Genomic DNA, 14698 nt, shown 5'->3' with positions numbered 1-14698 from the left:
GACATCAGACTGTCCCCGTGGACGACGACCTCACCGCCCTGCGCGACCGCTGCGACCGCGCGCTGAACCTGCACGGCCCGCAGTCGGCGGCCGACCTGCTGGCCACGATCCCCTCCGGCACCGCGACCGACCACTACGGGGACGGCGGCGTGGTCGCCGAGCTGGAGACCGAGGTCGCCGGCCTGCTCGGGTTCCCGGCCGCGGCCTACCTGCCCAGCGGGGTGATGGCGCAGCAGGCGGCGCTGCGGGTGCACGCCGACCGGCGCGGGCGGCACAGCGTCGTCTACCACCCGATGAGCCACCTGGAGCGGCACGAGGACCGCGCCCCGCAGCGCCTGCACGGGCTGGTCGGGCGGCCGGTGGGCGACCCGCACCGGCTGCTGCTGCGCGCGGACCTGGACGGCGTCGGCGAGCAGCCGGCCGCGTTGCTCGTCGAGCTGCCCCAGCGCGACCTCGGCGGGCAGCTGCCGCCGTGGGACGACCTCGTCCAGCAGGTGGCCTGGGCCCGCGACCGCGGCGCCGCCGCGCACCTCGACGGCGCCCGGCTGTGGGAGGCGAGCGCCGGCTACGGCCGTACCCCCGCCGAGATCGCCGGCCTCTTCGACACCGCCTACGTGAGCTTCTACAAGGGGATCGGCGCGCTCCCCGGCTGCTGCCTGGCCGGGCCGGAGGACGTCGTCGCCGAGGTGAAGGAGTGGCGACGCCGCATGGGCGGCACGCTCTTCGGCCTGTGGCCCGGCTCGGCCTCGGCGCTGAGCTGCCTGCGCCGTCGCCTGCCGCTGATGCCGGCCTACCTCGAGCGGGCCCGGGAGATCGCAGGCGCGGTGCGCGACCTGCCCGGCGTGACCGTCGTCCCCGACCCGCCGCAGACGCCGATGCTGCACCTGCTGCTGCGCACCTCACCCGACGCGCTGCGGGCGGCCGTCCGGGCACTGGCCGAGGGTGGGCTGTGGACGTGGCAGCGGTCCATGACGACGAGCGACCCCGGCGTGCAGCTGGTCGAGCTGTCGGTCGGCGACGCCACGATGGCGCTGCCGCTCGAGGAGGTCAGGCGCGCGTTCACGACGCTCGCCGGCTGATCTCCTGGGGCCCCTGTGCAGGCCGGGGCGGGTGCGGCTTAGGATCGGGGCGGCTCACGAGAGGCAGCGACAAGCACCTGGCTGGCTGCCCGGCAACCTCTACTCCGTCTGAGGTGCTCCCAGGGGAAGAGCCGGCTGGGCGGCACCCGCCGTCCGGCAAGGACGGAGTTCCTGCGCGCCGCGGGCTCTCCGCGAGCGAAGAGGAGACGGCGCATGACCGACCCGCAGAGCTGGAGCTTCGAGACCCGGCAGATCCACGCCGGCACGAGCCCCGACCCCACGACCGGCGCCCGCGCGCTGCCGATCTACGCCACGACCGCCTACCAGTTCCGCGACAGCCAGCACGCCGCCGACCTGTTCGCGCTGGCCGAGATGGGCAACATCTACACGCGGATCATGAACCCGACGCAGGACGCGCTGGAGCAGCGCGTGGCCTCGCTCGAGGGCGGCGTCGCGGCCCTGGCCGTGGCCAGCGGGCAGTCGGCGACCACGCTGTCGATCCTCAACATCGCCGAGTCCGGCGACCACGTCGTCGCCTCCGCGTCGCTCTACGGCGGCACCTACAACCTGCTGCACCACTCGCTGCCGAAGCTGGGCGTGCAGGTCTCCTTCGTCGAGGACCCGGACGACCCCGAGGCGTGGCAGGCACTGGTGCAGGAGAACACCAAGGCGTTCTTCGGCGAGACGATCGGCAACCCCAAGGGCGACGTCCTCGACATCGAGAAGGTCGCGGAGGTCGCGCACCGCAACGGCGTCCCGCTGATCGTCGACAACACCATCGCCACGCCGTTCCTCATCCGGCCGTTCGAGTTCGGCGCGGACGTCGTCGTCCACTCGGCCACGAAGTACCTGGGCGGTCACGGCACGGCGATCGCGGGCCTGATCGTCGACGGCGGCTCGTTCGACTGGGGCAGCGGCAAGTTCCCCGGCTTCACCACGCCCGACCCGACGTACCACGGCGTCGTCTACAAGGACCTCGGTGCGCCGGCCTACGCCCTCAAGGCCCGGGTGCAGCTGCTGCGCGACCTCGGCCCGGCCATCTCGCCGTTCAACGCGTTCCTCGTCGTCCAGGGCATCGAGACGCTGTCGCTGCGGATGGAGCGGCACGTGCAGAACACGATCCGCGTCGCCGAGTTCCTCGAGGCGCACGACGCGGTCGACCGGGTGAACTACCCGGTGCTGGAGTCCTCGCCGTGGCACGCCGCGCAGCAGAAGTACGCGCCGAAGGGCGCGGGCGCCGTCCTGACCTTCGAGCTGCACGGCGGCCGGGAGGCCGGGCAGAAGTTCGTCGAGGCGCTGGAGCTGCACAGCCACGTGGCCAACATCGGCGACGTCCGCAGCCTGGTGATCCACCCGGCGTCGACGACGCACTCGCAGCTCACCGCCGAGGAGCAGCTCACCACCGGCGTGACGCCGGGCCTGGTGCGCCTCGCCGTCGGTCTCGAGGGCATCGAGGACATCCTGGCCGACCTCGAGGCCGGCTTCCGCGCAGCCAAGAGCGCCTGACGTGGGCGGGTGGGTCGAGGGGGACCCGGTCGGCGACCGGGTCTTCCTCGACCTGCCCGGGTTCTCCCCCGAGCGCGGCGGGTTCCTGCCCTCGGTCCGGGTCGCCTACGAGACGTGGGGGACCCTCGCGGCCGACGGCGGCAACGCCGTGCTCGTGGAGCACGCACTCACCGGCGACAGCCACGTCGTCGGCGCCGCCGGACCGGGTCACCCGACCCCGGGCTGGTGGGACGGGCTGGTCGGCCCGGGCGCCCCGCTGGACACCGACCGGTTCTTCGTCGTCTGCGCCAACGTGCTCGGCGGTTGCCAGGGGACGACGGGACCGTCGTCCCCTGCCCCCGACGGCGTGCCGTGGGGCGCCCGCTTCCCGGAGGTGACGGTCGGCGACCAGGTGCGGGTGGAGGCGGCGCTGGCCGACGCGCTGGGCATCGACCGGTGGGCCTGCGTCGTCGGCGGCTCCATGGGCGGGATGCGCGCCCTGGAGTGGGCGGTGGCGATGCCCGACCGCGTGGCCGCACTGTTCTTCCTCGCGTCGGGGGCGGTCGCGACCGCCGACCAGATCGGGACCCAGACCACGCAGCAGGCCGCCATCCGCGCGGACCCGGTCCACGGCCTCGGCATCGCGCGGCGGATCGCGCACCTCACCTACCGGAGCGCCTACGAGCTCGGCGAGCGCTTCGGCAACCAGGTGCAGGACGACGGCCGGTACGCGGTCGCCTCCTACCTCGACCACCACGCCGACAAGCTCGAGCGCCGGTTCGACGCCGACAGCTACGTGCTGCTGACCGAGGCGATGAACAGCTGGGACGTCGGACGTGGCCGGGGCGGCGTCGACGCGGCGCTGGGCCGGGTCACGGCGCGGCCGGTGGTCGCCGGCGTCGACAGCGACCGGCTGTACCCGATCGCCCTGCAGCAGCAGGTGGCCGACGGCCTCGGCGTCCCGCTCGAGGTCATCCCCTCCCCCTACGGGCACGACGGCTTCCTCATCGAGGTTGAGGCGGTCGGGAAGCTGCTGCGCGGCCTGCTCGGCTGACTCTCCGCCGACGTTCGTGCCGGACAACGCCTGCTGCACGCAGGTGTCTGAAGCCGGCTTGAGACACCTCTCTGCCCCCGGCGGGCGCGTGCATCTTCCGCGCCAGAACCAGTGGCAAGGTTCGTTGGTAGACAGCACAGCACGTCATGCCACCCGCCGAAGCCGACGACGCGCGACCCCGATGGAGGAGCAAGGGTGGCTGACGCCATGGAGGTCATCGAGACCGGCTCAGTGGCCGAGAAGCACCTGCGCGTCCTCAGGGTCGACGGGCTGTGGGACGACGCCTGCGATCGTGCCTACCGAGATGCAGGCGCGAACGGCATCGTGTGGCGCCCTCCCCGACGCAACGGCCTGACCTGTGACGTCTTTCTTGAGCACCGGGACACCCTGCGAGATCTCAGCGTCATCGCACGTCGCCCGGTTGAGGACTCCGCAATCGCATCTTTGCGGGACCTGTCATCTGTGCGTGCGCTGACCATGGCGACCAACCCGTTGGACCTCTCGACCTTGCACCGGCTCACCAAGGTCGAGATAGATGACAGAGAGGGACTCTCCGGCCTCTGTCATCCCTCCCTTTCCTCAGCAAGCGTGCACGGCAGTCGGCGCAACCTCAGCGACTTCGACGGAGCTGTGGCGTTGAACAGCCTGAAGCTGGAAGGGGCGAGGGGCAGGGTGGTCGACGTTCGTTCCGATCTTCCGTCGCTTCGTTGGCTGATGATCATCAACAGCGGCGTGTTTTCGCTTGAAGGGCTGAGAGCCCCGCAGCTGGAATGGTTGAGCTTGGTGGAGATGAAACTTGGTCCAGCTGTGCTTGACCTGAGCCCGCTCACGGCGCACACCAACCTCAAGCGCGTGGCCGTCGGAGGTGCGGGGACCGTGACGGGCGTCGAGGCCCTCGCCCAGCTTCCGGGTCTCGACCTGCGCCTGATCCGTAGGATCAAAGCTGTCGTGGCGGAGCAGTGAGGCCAGGACACACCGTGGGCCGCATCTGTCCCTGAGTGGGCCGCTCAGGGACGCATCTGCAGACGACGAGAGAGCGGCGAGTGCGACGAAACGGTGGCGACCAGCACCTGATGGCCACCGCTTCGTCGCACTCGAGTGCTCGGTAGCGTCGCCGGCATGAGCTACGACGTCGCCGCGGTCCGCGCGCAGTTCCCCGCGCTGCGGGCCGGCACCGCCCACTTCGACGGTCCCGGCGGCACGCAGGTGCCCCGCCAGGTGGCCCACGCGGTCGCCGAGACGCTGGGTTCACCGATCTCGAACCGCGGGCGGACGACGGCCGCGGAGCGCACCGCCGACGACGTCGTCACCGCCGCCCGGCAGGCGCTGGCCGACCTGCTCGGCGCCGACCCGCGGGGGATCGTCTTCGGCCGCAGCGCCACGCAGCTCACCTTCGACGTCTCGCGGGCGCTCGCGGCCGGCTGGGGCCCCGGCGACGAGGTCGTCGTCTCGCGCCTGGACCACGACGCCAACGTGCGGCCCTGGGTGATCGCCGCCGAGGCCGCCGGGGCGACCGTGCGCTGGGCGGCGTTCGATCCCGCGACCGGCGAGCTGACCGCCGACGACATCTCCGAGGTGCTCACCGAGCGGACGAAGCTCGTGGCCGTCACCGGGGCGTCCAACCTGATCGGCACGCGGCCGCCGGTGGCCGAGATCGCCGAGCGGGTGCGCGCCATGGGCGCCCTCCTCGCAGTCGACGGGGTGCACCTCACCGCGCACGCGCCGGTCGACGTCCGGGCGCTGGGTGCCGACCTCTACACCTGCTCGCCGTACAAGTTCCTCGGCCCGCACTGCGGGGCGCTGGCCGCCGACCCGGCGCTGCTGGAGTCCCTGCACCCGGCGAAGCTGCTCCCGTCGACCGACGCCGTTCCCGAGCGGTTCGAGCTGGGCACGCTGCCCTACGAGCTCATGGCCGGGACGACGGCGGCCATCGACTTCCTTGCGGACCTGGCCCCGGCCGGTGGCACGCGACGCGAGCGGCTGGTCGCCGCCATGACCGTGCTCGAGGAGTACGAGGACGGCCTGCGCGCCGAGCTGGAGGCCGGCCTCGCCGCCCTGCCCGGCGTCACGCTGTGGTCGCGCGCGGCGCACCGCACGCCGACGCTCCTGCTCACCTTCGACGGGCGCGACGCCGCCGACGCGTACCGGTTCCTCGCCGAGCGCGGCGTCAACGCCCCGGCCGGGTCGTTCTACGCGATCGAGGCCAGCCGCTGGCTCGGCCTCGGCGACACCGGCGGGCTGCGGGTCGGCCTGGCGCCCTACAGCGACGCCGACGACGTCGAGCGCCTGCTCACCGGCCTGCGGGAGTGGCTCGCCGTCCGCTGACCCTCGGCGAGATCTGCACAGTGGCCCCCTTCAGGGGGCTGATGGGGGCGAGTGTGCAGATCTCGTCGGATCAGGCGAGTGCGTCGCCGGGCACCATCCCGGCCGGCGGGAGCTTGCGCCGGACGACCGGGCGCACCTTGCGCGCCTCGGGCAGCCGCTCGTAGTACGCCGCCGCGTTGCCCCGGATGTGCAGGAGGTCGTCCTCTGTCGCCTCGCGGACGACCTTGGCCGGCACGCCGGCGATGACCGAGCGGGGCGGGAACTGCTTGCCCTGGGTGACGACGGCGCCCGCGGCGACGATCGAGCCCGAGCCGATGTGCGCGCCGTTCATCACGACGCTGCCCATGCCGACGAGCACCTCGTCGTCGATCCGCGCGCCGTGGAGGACGACCCGGTGCCCGACGGTCACGTTCCGGCCCACGACCAGCGGGAAGCCGGGGTCGGAGTGCAGCGTGCAGCCGTCCTGCACGTTCGAGCCCTCGCCGATCTCGATCGTCTCGTGGTCGGCCCGGGCCACCGCGCCGTACCAGATGCTGGCCCGCGGACCCATGGTCACCGCGCCCACCACGACCGCGGTAGGGGCGACGAACGCGTCGTCGTCGATCTTCGGGGCGCCGAAGGGCAGTTCTGCGATGTAGTTGTCCGCCACGCCGTCAGCACAGCACAGCCCCGGCCTGCACGCACAGGTTCCGCGCGCGGCAGACTCCCCGGCATGGCCGCACAGCTGCCCCCGCTGCCCACCTCCGTCGTCGGGAGCCTCCCCCAGCCGGGCTGGCTGATCGACCGCGACCGCCTGGCCCACCAGTTCCCGCCCCGCGTCCGCGCCAAGGAGCTCTGGCGGGTCGCGCCGGAGCTGCTGGCCGAGGCGCAGGACGACGCCACCCTGCTGGCCATCCGCTCCCAGGAGGCGGCCGGGCTGGACATCGTCACCGACGGCGAGATCCGCCGGGAGTCCTACTCCAACCACTTCGCCACCGCGCTGGACGGCATCGACCTCGACAACCCGGGCAGCGTGCTGAACCGGTCGGGCAAGCCGATCCCCGTCCCGCGGGTGGTCGGGGAGATCCGGCGACCGAGGCCGATCGACGCCGACGACGTCCGCTTCCTGCGGGCGCACACCGACCGGGCGGTCAAGTTCACCGTCCCGGGGCCGTTCACGATGGCGCAGCAGGCCCAGGACGACCACTACGGCGACGACCGCGCGCTGGCGCTGGCCTACGCCGACGTCGTCCGCGCCGAGATCGCCGACCTGTTCGCCGCCGGCGCCGACATCGTGCAGATCGACGAGCCGTGGCTGCAGGCCCGCCCGGAGATCGCGCGGGAGTACGGCGCGGAGGCGGTCACCCGCGCGGTCGAGGGCGCGCCCGGACCCGTGCACCTGCACCTGTGCTTCGGGTACGCCGCGATGGTGTCCGAGCGGCCGGAGGGCTACTCGTTCCTCCCCGAGCTGGCCGACACCCCCGTGGACACCGTCGCGGTCGAGACCGCGCAGTCGCACCTCGACCCGGCCACCCTCCGGCCGCTGCGGGGCAAGGGCATCGCGCTGGGCGTGCTCGACCTGTCCACGCCGGAGGTGGAGACGCCCGAGGTGGTCGCCGATCGGGTGCGCCGTGCCCTGGACGACGTCGACGTCGACCGGCTGGTGCTCACCAGCGACTGCGGCCTGAAGTACCTGCCCCGGGAATCGGCGGCCGGGAAGATGCGCTCCCTGGCCCTGGCCGCGGAGGTGCTGCGCGCCGAGCTCTAGATGAGCCCGTGGGCGTGCACGGCCTCGGCGACCTCGAGGAACCCGGCCACGTTCGCGCCGAGCACCAGGTCGCCGGGCGAGCCGTAGTCCTCGGCGGTCTCGTGGCAGCGCTGGTGGATGCCGCGCATGATCTCCTGGAGCTTCGCCTCGCTGTGCTCGAACGACCAGCGGTCCCGGGAAGCGTTCTGCTGCATCTCCAGCGCGGAGGTGGCCACCCCGCCGGCGTTGGCGGCCTTGCCGGGCGCGAAGGCGACGCCGGCCTCCCGGAACACGTCGACGGCGTCGGGCGTGCACGGCATGTTGGCGCCCTCGACGACGTACCGGCACCCGTTGCGGGCCAGCACCCGGGCGGCGTCGCCGTCCAGCTCGTTCTGGGTGGCGCTCGGCATGGCGACCTCGCAGGGCACGTCCCAGACGCTGCCGCCCTCGGTGAACGACGCGGAGGCGACGCGGTCGGCGTAGTCGGAGATCCGGCCGCGCTCGACCTCCTTGACCTGCTTGAGGACGTCGAGGTCGATGCCCTTCTCGTCCACGACGTAGCCGCTGGAGTCCGACGCCGCGACCACCGTGCCGCCGAGCTGGTGCACCTTCTCGATGCCGTAGACGGCGACGTTCCCGGACCCGCTGATCACGACCCGCGTGCCGTCGAAGGAATCGCCCGCCGCAGCCATCATCGCCTGGGCGAAGAATGCGGCCCCGTAGCCGGTGGCCTCGGTGCGCACCAGCGCACCGCCCCAGCCCAGGCCCTTGCCGGTGAGGACGCCGGACTCGTACCGGTTGGTGATCCGCTTGTACTGGCCGAACAGGTAGCCGATCTCGCGGGCGCCGACGCCGATGTCGCCGGCCGGCACGTCGGTGTACTCGCCGATGTGCCGGTAGAGCTCGGTCATGAACGACTGGCAGAACCGCATGACCTCGGCGTCCGACCGGCCCTTGGGGTCGAAGTCCGAGCCGCCCTTGCCGCCGCCGATGGGCATGCCGGTGAGGGCGTTCTTGAAGACCTGCTCGAAGCCGAGGAACTTGACGATGCCCAGGTTCACCGACGGGTGGAAGCGCAGGCCGCCCTTGTAGGGGCCGAGCGCGGAGTTGAACTCGACGCGGAACCCGCGGTTGATCTGCACCTCGCCCGAGTCGTCCTGCCACGGGACGCGGAAGATGATCTGCCGCTCCGGCTCGCAGATCCGCTCGATCGTCTTCATCTCGGCGTACTCGCCGTGCCGGCCGAGGACGACGGCCAGCGAGTCGAGCACCTCGCGGACGGCCTGGTGGAACTCCTGCTCACCGGGGTTGCGGCGCAGCACCTCCGCGTAGATCTCCTGCACCTTCGCAGGCACGTCGACGTGCACGCTTCCTCCCGTACGGCTGTTCGACACCGGGGGTCAACGTACGCGCGAGGTCAGGGAGCGACCTCGGCCAGGGCCCGCGGCACCTCGGCCGGGAGCTCGCGGGCGAGGAAGCCTAGCCGGCCTACCGACGACGCCAGCCGCTCGCCGCACCGGCCGTGCAGGAACGCGGCCCACACCGCGGCCTGGGCGGGGTCGGCGCCGCGGGCAAGCAGACCGCCGGTGATCCCCGCGCGCACGTCGCCCGAGCCGCTGACGCCCAGGCCGGCGGTCCCGCTGTCGTCCCGCCAGACGTGGCCGTCCGGCGCGGCGATCCACGACGTCGCGCCGCCGAGGCCGACGACGGCCTGGGCGCGGTCCGCGAGCCGGGCGGCGGCGCCGGACGGATCGTCCTCGATCTCCTCCTCCTCGACGTGGAGGGCGTAGGCGATCTCCGTGGGGTTGGGCGTGAGCACAACGCGGCCGTCGAGGTGGCGCACCGACGCGTCGTTCGCGGTGACGCAGGCCAGCCCCAGGGCATCGAGTGCGAGCGGGCCGCGCAGGTGCGGCAGCAGCCGTTCCCCGAACGCCTGGGTCGCCTCCGTGTCGGCCATGCCCGGCCCGATCAGCACGGCGTCGGCGGCCTCGGCCAGGTCGCGGACGGTGTCGGCCGCGGCCGCGCTGATCGCTCCCCCGTCGGTCTCCGGCAGCGCACGCACCAACGCCTCGGGCAGCGCGTTCGTGGCGAACGGGGCGAGCGAGGCCACCGTCGCCACCTGCAGCTTGCCCGCGCCGGCCCGCATGGCCGCCTCGGCGGCGAGCAGCACCGCGCCCAGGGTCTCGGTGCTCCCGCCGATCACCAGGATCGAACCGCGCGCGTTCTTGCCGCCCGACGGCTCCGGCAGCGGCCAGCCGCGCAGGACCTGGGGCGTGACGAGTGTGGGCTCAGGCCTGCTGGGCGACATCGGGCTCCTCGGTGACGTCCTCGTCCTCGGCGACCAGGTGGTCGACGGCGTTGAACTCGGCCAGCCGCAGGACGCCGGCCTGGTCCATCTCGTAGCGGGTGAGCGAGGCGTTGGCGACCTGCTCCTCGCGGTCGACCTCCATCAGCTCCTGCTCGGTCAGCTCCTCGAAGATGTACCGGAGGACCATGATCACCGCCTGGTGGGCGACGATCATCAGCCGCTCGCAGTCGTGCCGCAGGGCCTCGGTGGCCAGCAGGCTGCGCAGCCGCAGCGCGACGTCGGCCCAGCTCTCGCCCCCGGGCGGCCGGTAGTAGAACTTGCCGAGCAGGTCGCGGCGCCTGGCCTCCTCGGGGTACTGCTCGCGGATCCCGGCACCGGTCATGCCGTCGAAGGCGCCGAAGTCGCGTTCCCGCAGCCGCTCGTCGGTGCGCACGCGGACGTCGAGGCCCGCCGTGGCCAGCTGCGCGGTGGTCAGCGCCCGGGCGAACGGCGAGCTGAGCACCGCGGTGGGGCGCTGGTCCTCCGGCAGCGTGGCCAGGTGGCGGCCGAGGGCCTCCGCCTGCCCGCGCCCGGTGTCCGACAGCGGGACGTCGGGGTCGCGGATGTCGAGCTGCAGCCGGCCGGCGCCGGCCTTGTGCGCCTGCGCGTCCGCGACGTTGCCCATGCTCTCGCCGTGCCGGACGAGCCACACCACCGCCGGTCCCGGTCCCGGTCCCCGATCACTCACCCGGACGGCGGTAGCCGCGCAGCGGAGCGCCGAAACCGTCGTCCCCCGACGGCAGGATGGCGCCGTGACGCTGCCGACCGACCTGCCGGTGCTGACGTTCCCCGACCAGGCCGCGCTCGAGGCGTGGCTGGAGGAGAACCACGCCACGGCTCCCGGCCTCTACGTGAAGATCGCGAAGAAGGGCACCGGCATCCCGTCGGTGAACTGGGAGCAGATGGTCGAGGTGCTGCTCTGCTTCGGCTGGATCGACGGTCGGGCCAACCGGCTCGACGACACCTGGTACGTCCAGCGGATCACGCCCCGGCGGCCGAAGAGCGTGTGGTCGCTGAAGAACGTCGCGACCGTCGAGCGCCTGGTCGCCGAGGGGCGCCTCCGCCCCGCGGGGCTGGCCGTGGTCGAGGCCGCGAAGGCCGACGGCCGCTGGGAGCGCGCCTACGCCGGCCCGGCGACGATCACCGTGCCCGACGACCTCGCGGCGGCCCTGGACGCCGAGCCCGCCGTCCGGGCGGCGTTCGACGGCCTCGACGGCCAGAACCGCTACGCCGTCCTCCACCGCGTGCACACCGCGAGCACACCGGCCACCCGGGCGAAGCGGATCGCGGCCGCCGTCGAGATGCTGCGGGAGGGCCGCACCCACCACTGAGCACCCACCACTGAGCTCAGGGGGCGACCGACGCCCGCTCCCGCCAGAAGGCGGTGTCCCGCCGGCGCCACCACAGCATCAGCCCGACGCCGGCAGCCATCACCCCGATGCCGATCACCAGCGGTGGCCCGACGCCGAGCCACGCCTGCCCGGTGTAGGAGTTGCCGGCGTCGGCGAGGTCGCGCACCGACAGGACGAGCAGCCAGGTGAGCATCGCCGCCCCGGTGAGCGGGCCGACGCCGAGCAGCAGCAGGTTCCGCACGCTGCGCAGCAGCTGCCGGCGGAAGAACACCGCGCAGGCCAGCCCGGTGAGCGCGTAGTAGAGCGCGATGAGCAGCGACAGCCCGGTGATCGAGTCGTAGAGCGCGTTCTCGCTGATCAGCCCCACGACGACGTACCAGGCGACACCCACCGCAGCGACCCACCAGGTCGAGACGTCCGGCGTCCGGTGGGTGGCGGAGATCGAGGCGAACCGCCGCGGCAGCGCGCCGCGCCGCGCCATCGACAGGCCGGTCCGCGAGGCCGGGATGATCGTCGTCTGCGTGGAGGCGACGGCGGAGGTGGCGACGGCGAGCAGCACGACCCAGTCCCAGCCGCCCAGCGCCTCCGACGACAGCAGCGCGAACACCGCCTCCTCCTCGTCGGCGTTGCCCGCGAGGAACGCCGTCCCGGCGAAGGAGACCACCGCGGCGGCCACGCCCAGGTAGGTGAGCAGCAGGACGACGGTCGAGAGCACCGCGGCCCGGCCGGGCGCCGTCCGCGGGTTCGTCGTCTCCTCGGTGAGGTTGACCGCCGACTCCCAGCCCCAGTAGGCGAAGACGCCGAGCAGCAGGCCGCTGGTCAGGGCCGCGCCGCCGGCGCCGAAGGGGTCGAGCCACTCCCAGGACGGCGTGAGCGCGCCGAACGGGCTGTCGCCCCGCAGGCCGCGCGCGAGGGCGACGACGGCGAAGACGGCCAGCGCCGCCGTCTGGGCCAGGATCAGCCCGTTCTGCAGCCGTGCCGACACCTCGGTGCCGCGCACGCAGATCCACGCCATGAGGACGATGAGCGCGACGGTCAGCCCCATGACGACCGGCGTCGACTCCGTCCACCCGTCGAGGCCGAGCGCCAGCAGGGTGAAGCGGACGCCGACCTCCGCGAGCGACCCCAGCACGAGGACGCCGGTCATCGTGATCGCCCAGCCGCCGATCCAGCCGGTCCACGGCCCCAGCGCGCGGGTGACCCAGGAGAACGTCGTCCCGCAGTCGGGGTCGACGCGGTTGAGCGCGGCGAAGGCGCCGGCGATGAGCAGCATCGGGACGAACGACGCCAGCAGGACACCCAGTGCGTGCACGCCGACGAGGGCGACGACCGGCCCGATGACGGCGGCGAGCGAGTACGCCGGCGACGTCGCGGCGAGGCCGATCACGAGGGAGTCGACGAACCCCACCGCGTCGGGGCGGAGCGTCGGCTCCGGAGGGGCGGTGGTCCGGACGGTCACGTCCGGATGGTGCCAGTCCGATCGGGGACGGCGTTCCCGGGCCTCAGCCCAGGCGGACGCCGAACCGGAAGCCGCGCTGGTCGACGCTGGTGACGGCGACCGGGGAGCCGTAGGTCCGGGCGTGCACCATCATCCCGTTGCCGATGTAGAGGCCCACGTGGCTGATCGGGTCGTAGAAGAAGACGAGGTCGCCGGGCTGGAGCTCGGCGCGCGACACCTGGGTGCCGAGCTGGGACTGCGCGCGGCTGGAGTGCGGCAGGGCGACGCCGGCCGCGGCGTAGGCGTAGGACGTGAGGCCGGAGCAGTCGAAGGCGTCGGGGCCCATGGCCGCGTGCTCGTAGCGGTCGCCGACCTGCGCGAGCGCGGTCTGGATCGCCGCCCCCGCCGCGCCGGGCGGCATGGGGAGGTCGCGCGGCGCCTGCAGCGAGCGGCCGGCGACGGCGGTGGTGACGGCGGCCTGCTCGGCAGCCGACAGGCGGGCGAAGTCGGCCTGGTAGGCGTCGACCTTCTCCTCCAGCTCGGCCTGCTGGCCCTGCAGCTGCTCGAGGCCGGCGCGCGCGGCGGCCGCGGCCTGGTCGGCGACCACCTGGGCCTCCTGCGCGGCCCGCTGCGCCTGGGAGGCCTCGGTGACGACGGCATTGGTGTGCACGGCGATCATGTCCAGCGTCGTCATCTGCTGGACGAGCTCGTCGGCGGACTCGCTGGTGAGGAAAGCGGCGACCCGCGACTGGCTCTTCGCGGTGAAGCCGCTCTGCGCGATGGCCCGGATCTGCGGCGCGTAGACCGCGAGGGCCTGCTGGGCGGACGCCGCGGCGGCCGCGGCGTCGTCGGCGGCCTCCTGCTGGTCGGCGACGATCAGCTCGGCCTCGTGCAGCTGCTCCTCGATGGCGGTGAGCTGCTGGGCCGCCTCCTGCACCAGCTTCTGCGCCTCCGCCGAAGTGGCGGGATCGGCGGCGGCCGGGGCCGGGGCGAGGACGCCCGTCGCGACCGCGAGCAGCGCCCCGCTCAGGGCGAGAAGGGCACGGGAACGGCGCCGGGTCGTCGTGCGCGGTGACTGCACCGTCCGCCTCCGTCGGTTGCGCCGGGCCCGGGGAAGGGGCCACGTTGGTTGCGCGTCAGTACGGACGGTAAGGATCCGGTGTCGACAAGTAGGGGAAGGCGCGCTGTCACAATCCGTCGATCCGCACCGCGTGCCACACGAGCACCAGTGGTCGACGGCAGCCCCGCCCGTCCCCGCAGAACTGCTGCAGACGAATGTGCGCCCAGGGTCCATTCCGGAATGAACCCTGGGCGCACATTCATGGCCCCCGGCGTGGGGGCGACGACGATGTCGGTCAGCCGGCGAGGGGCTCCTGGGCCTGCAGGCCCGCGACCGTGTCGAGGTCGCGCAGGATCGCGGCGAGCTCGTCGGCGGTCCACGCCTCGCAGCAGTCGCACTCCCCGTCGGCGTAGCTGGCGAGGCCGAGCTTGCCGCCGGCCTGGTCCTCGGCGATGGCGAGGTGCCCCGCCACGGGGTGGCGGTGGCAGGCGCAGCCGGTGGCGCACAGCCCCAGCCCCCACCCGGAGATGACGACCGTGCGGCCGTCGTCCCGGACCTTGCCCACCTGGAAGACGGACGGCTTGCGACTCCTGGTCACGGAGTCCTCCCCTCGGTCCCGGAGAAGGCGGGACCCGTGTGACTGTGCTGGATCGAACTGGACGAGATATCGGCAGGAATCGGCAGGTGCTGAATCCCGTGCGCCGAGAATTCGTACATTTTCGGGGTTTAGCGGCGTCGCTCTCCCGGTACCCAGCGTAATCAGCTCAGCACGGCCCGTCCCCGGCATTTGTCACCGACGGTTTCCCGGGGTCGTTGTGCAGAACTGCACCGT

At 73.1% G+C, this 14698-nt stretch carries 14 protein-coding genes and 1 riboswitch; of the genes, 7 read left to right on the top strand and 7 right to left on the bottom strand.

The annotated features are described in order from the left end of the window. The first annotated feature begins 17 nt into the window (after positions 1-17). The 5 genes from DCS98_RS07210 (at position 18) to DCS98_RS07190 (ending at position 5943) form a co-directional block, all read left to right on the top strand. Positions 18-1079, top strand: coding sequence for a threonine aldolase family protein (locus DCS98_RS07210; RefSeq protein WP_116450719.1), 1062 nt, complete (start codon positions 18-20; stop codon positions 1077-1079). Between the two features lie 52 nt (positions 1080-1131). Next, positions 1132-1248: riboswitch (SAM riboswitch) on the top strand. Between the two features lie 44 nt (positions 1249-1292). After that, positions 1293-2585 carry a bifunctional o-acetylhomoserine/o-acetylserine sulfhydrylase gene (locus DCS98_RS07205; protein WP_116450718.1) on the top strand — a complete coding sequence of 431 codons (1293 nt, stop codon included), beginning with the start codon at positions 1293-1295 and terminating at the stop codon, positions 2583-2585. 1 nt (position 2586) lies between these two features. Next, positions 2587-3618, top strand: a complete 1032-nt coding sequence (gene metX / locus DCS98_RS07200) for a homoserine O-acetyltransferase MetX (RefSeq protein ID WP_116450717.1) — start codon at positions 2587-2589, stop codon at positions 3616-3618. 195 nt (positions 3619-3813) lie between these two features. Next, positions 3814-4581, top strand: coding sequence for a hypothetical protein (locus DCS98_RS07195; RefSeq protein ID WP_116450716.1), 768 nt, complete (start codon positions 3814-3816; stop codon positions 4579-4581). Between the two features lie 156 nt (positions 4582-4737). Further along, positions 4738-5943, top strand: coding sequence for a cysteine desulfurase-like protein (locus DCS98_RS07190; RefSeq protein WP_116451101.1), 1206 nt, complete (start codon positions 4738-4740; stop codon positions 5941-5943). A gap of 70 nt (positions 5944-6013) precedes the next feature. On the opposite strand, the gene DCS98_RS07185 is transcribed toward DCS98_RS07190, so the two are convergent. Further along, positions 6014-6592: a gamma carbonic anhydrase family protein gene (locus DCS98_RS07185; RefSeq protein ID WP_116450715.1), complete on the bottom strand. Its 579-nt coding sequence runs from the start codon at positions 6590-6592 to the stop codon at positions 6014-6016. A 63-nt stretch (positions 6593-6655) separates the two neighbouring features. Here DCS98_RS07185 and DCS98_RS07180 point away from each other — a divergent pair, with 63 nt between their 5' ends. Further along, positions 6656-7690 carry a uroporphyrinogen decarboxylase family protein gene (locus tag DCS98_RS07180; RefSeq protein WP_116450714.1) on the top strand — a complete coding sequence of 345 codons (1035 nt, stop codon included), beginning with the start codon at positions 6656-6658 and terminating at the stop codon, positions 7688-7690. Here the strand turns inward: DCS98_RS07180 and gdhA are convergent. Genes gdhA through DCS98_RS07165 form a run of 3 tightly spaced genes read right to left on the bottom strand, consistent with a single transcriptional unit; the run spans position 7687 to position 10704 of the window. Continuing rightward, the gene (gene gdhA, locus DCS98_RS07175) at positions 7687-9036 is read right to left on the bottom strand and encodes an NADP-specific glutamate dehydrogenase (RefSeq protein WP_116450713.1); all 1350 of its coding nucleotides are present in this window, start codon (positions 9034-9036) and stop codon (positions 7687-7689) included. The two genes, DCS98_RS07180 and gdhA, sit on opposite strands and share 4 nt — an antisense overlap. Before the next feature lie 50 nt (positions 9037-9086). Next, on the bottom strand, positions 9087-9977 hold the full coding sequence (locus DCS98_RS07170) for an NAD(P)H-hydrate dehydratase (RefSeq protein ID WP_116450712.1): 891 nt from the start codon (positions 9975-9977) through the stop codon (positions 9087-9089). Then, a complete protein-coding gene (locus tag DCS98_RS07165) occupies positions 9958-10704 on the bottom strand; it encodes a histidine phosphatase family protein (protein WP_241037322.1) in 747 nt (248 codons plus the stop codon). The genes DCS98_RS07170 and DCS98_RS07165 overlap by 20 nt, the downstream gene beginning before the upstream one ends. A 64-nt stretch (positions 10705-10768) precedes the next feature. On the opposite strand from DCS98_RS07165, the gene DCS98_RS07160 reads away from it, so the two are divergent. Next, the gene (locus DCS98_RS07160) at positions 10769-11347 is read left to right on the top strand and encodes a YdeI/OmpD-associated family protein (RefSeq protein WP_206340143.1); all 579 of its coding nucleotides are present in this window, start codon (positions 10769-10771) and stop codon (positions 11345-11347) included. Positions 11348-11363: 16 nt separating this feature from the next. Here DCS98_RS07160 and DCS98_RS07155 read toward each other — a convergent pair whose 3' ends face one another. From DCS98_RS07155 to DCS98_RS07145, 3 genes are all read right to left on the bottom strand, one after another. Further along, on the bottom strand, positions 11364-12827 hold the full coding sequence (locus DCS98_RS07155) for an APC family permease (RefSeq protein WP_116450711.1): 1464 nt from the start codon (positions 12825-12827) through the stop codon (positions 11364-11366). Between the two features lie 43 nt (positions 12828-12870). Next, positions 12871-13887: a C40 family peptidase gene (locus DCS98_RS07150; RefSeq protein WP_116450710.1), complete on the bottom strand. Its 1017-nt coding sequence runs from the start codon at positions 13885-13887 to the stop codon at positions 12871-12873. A gap of 274 nt (positions 13888-14161) precedes the next feature. Beyond that, positions 14162-14464, bottom strand: coding sequence for a hypothetical protein (locus DCS98_RS07145; RefSeq protein WP_116450709.1), 303 nt, complete (start codon positions 14462-14464; stop codon positions 14162-14164). Positions 14465-14698 lie beyond the last annotated feature (234 nt).

The organism is Blastococcus litoris, from assembly GCF_003075095.1.
Classification (GTDB): domain Bacteria; phylum Actinomycetota; class Actinomycetes; order Mycobacteriales; family Geodermatophilaceae; genus Blastococcus_B; species Blastococcus_B litoris.
Note: the sequence above shows the minus strand (reverse complement) of the source record. Positions and strands in the feature narration are given on the sequence as shown.

Bases quoted from the DNA above. Each gene is read 5' to 3' on its own strand.
- DCS98_RS07205 (WP_116450718.1), top strand. From the start codon at position 1,293: ATGACCGACCCGCAGAGCTGGAGCTTCGAGACCCGGCAGATCCACGCC.
- DCS98_RS07190 (WP_116451101.1), top strand. From the start codon at position 4,738: ATGAGCTACGACGTCGCCGCGGTCCGCGCGCAGTTCCCCGCGCTGCGG.
- DCS98_RS07180 (WP_116450714.1), top strand. From the start codon at position 6,656: ATGGCCGCACAGCTGCCCCCGCTGCCCACCTCCGTCGTCGGGAGCCTC.
- DCS98_RS07170 (WP_116450712.1), bottom strand. From the start codon at position 9,977: ATGTCGCCCAGCAGGCCTGAGCCCACACTCGTCACGCCCCAGGTCCTG.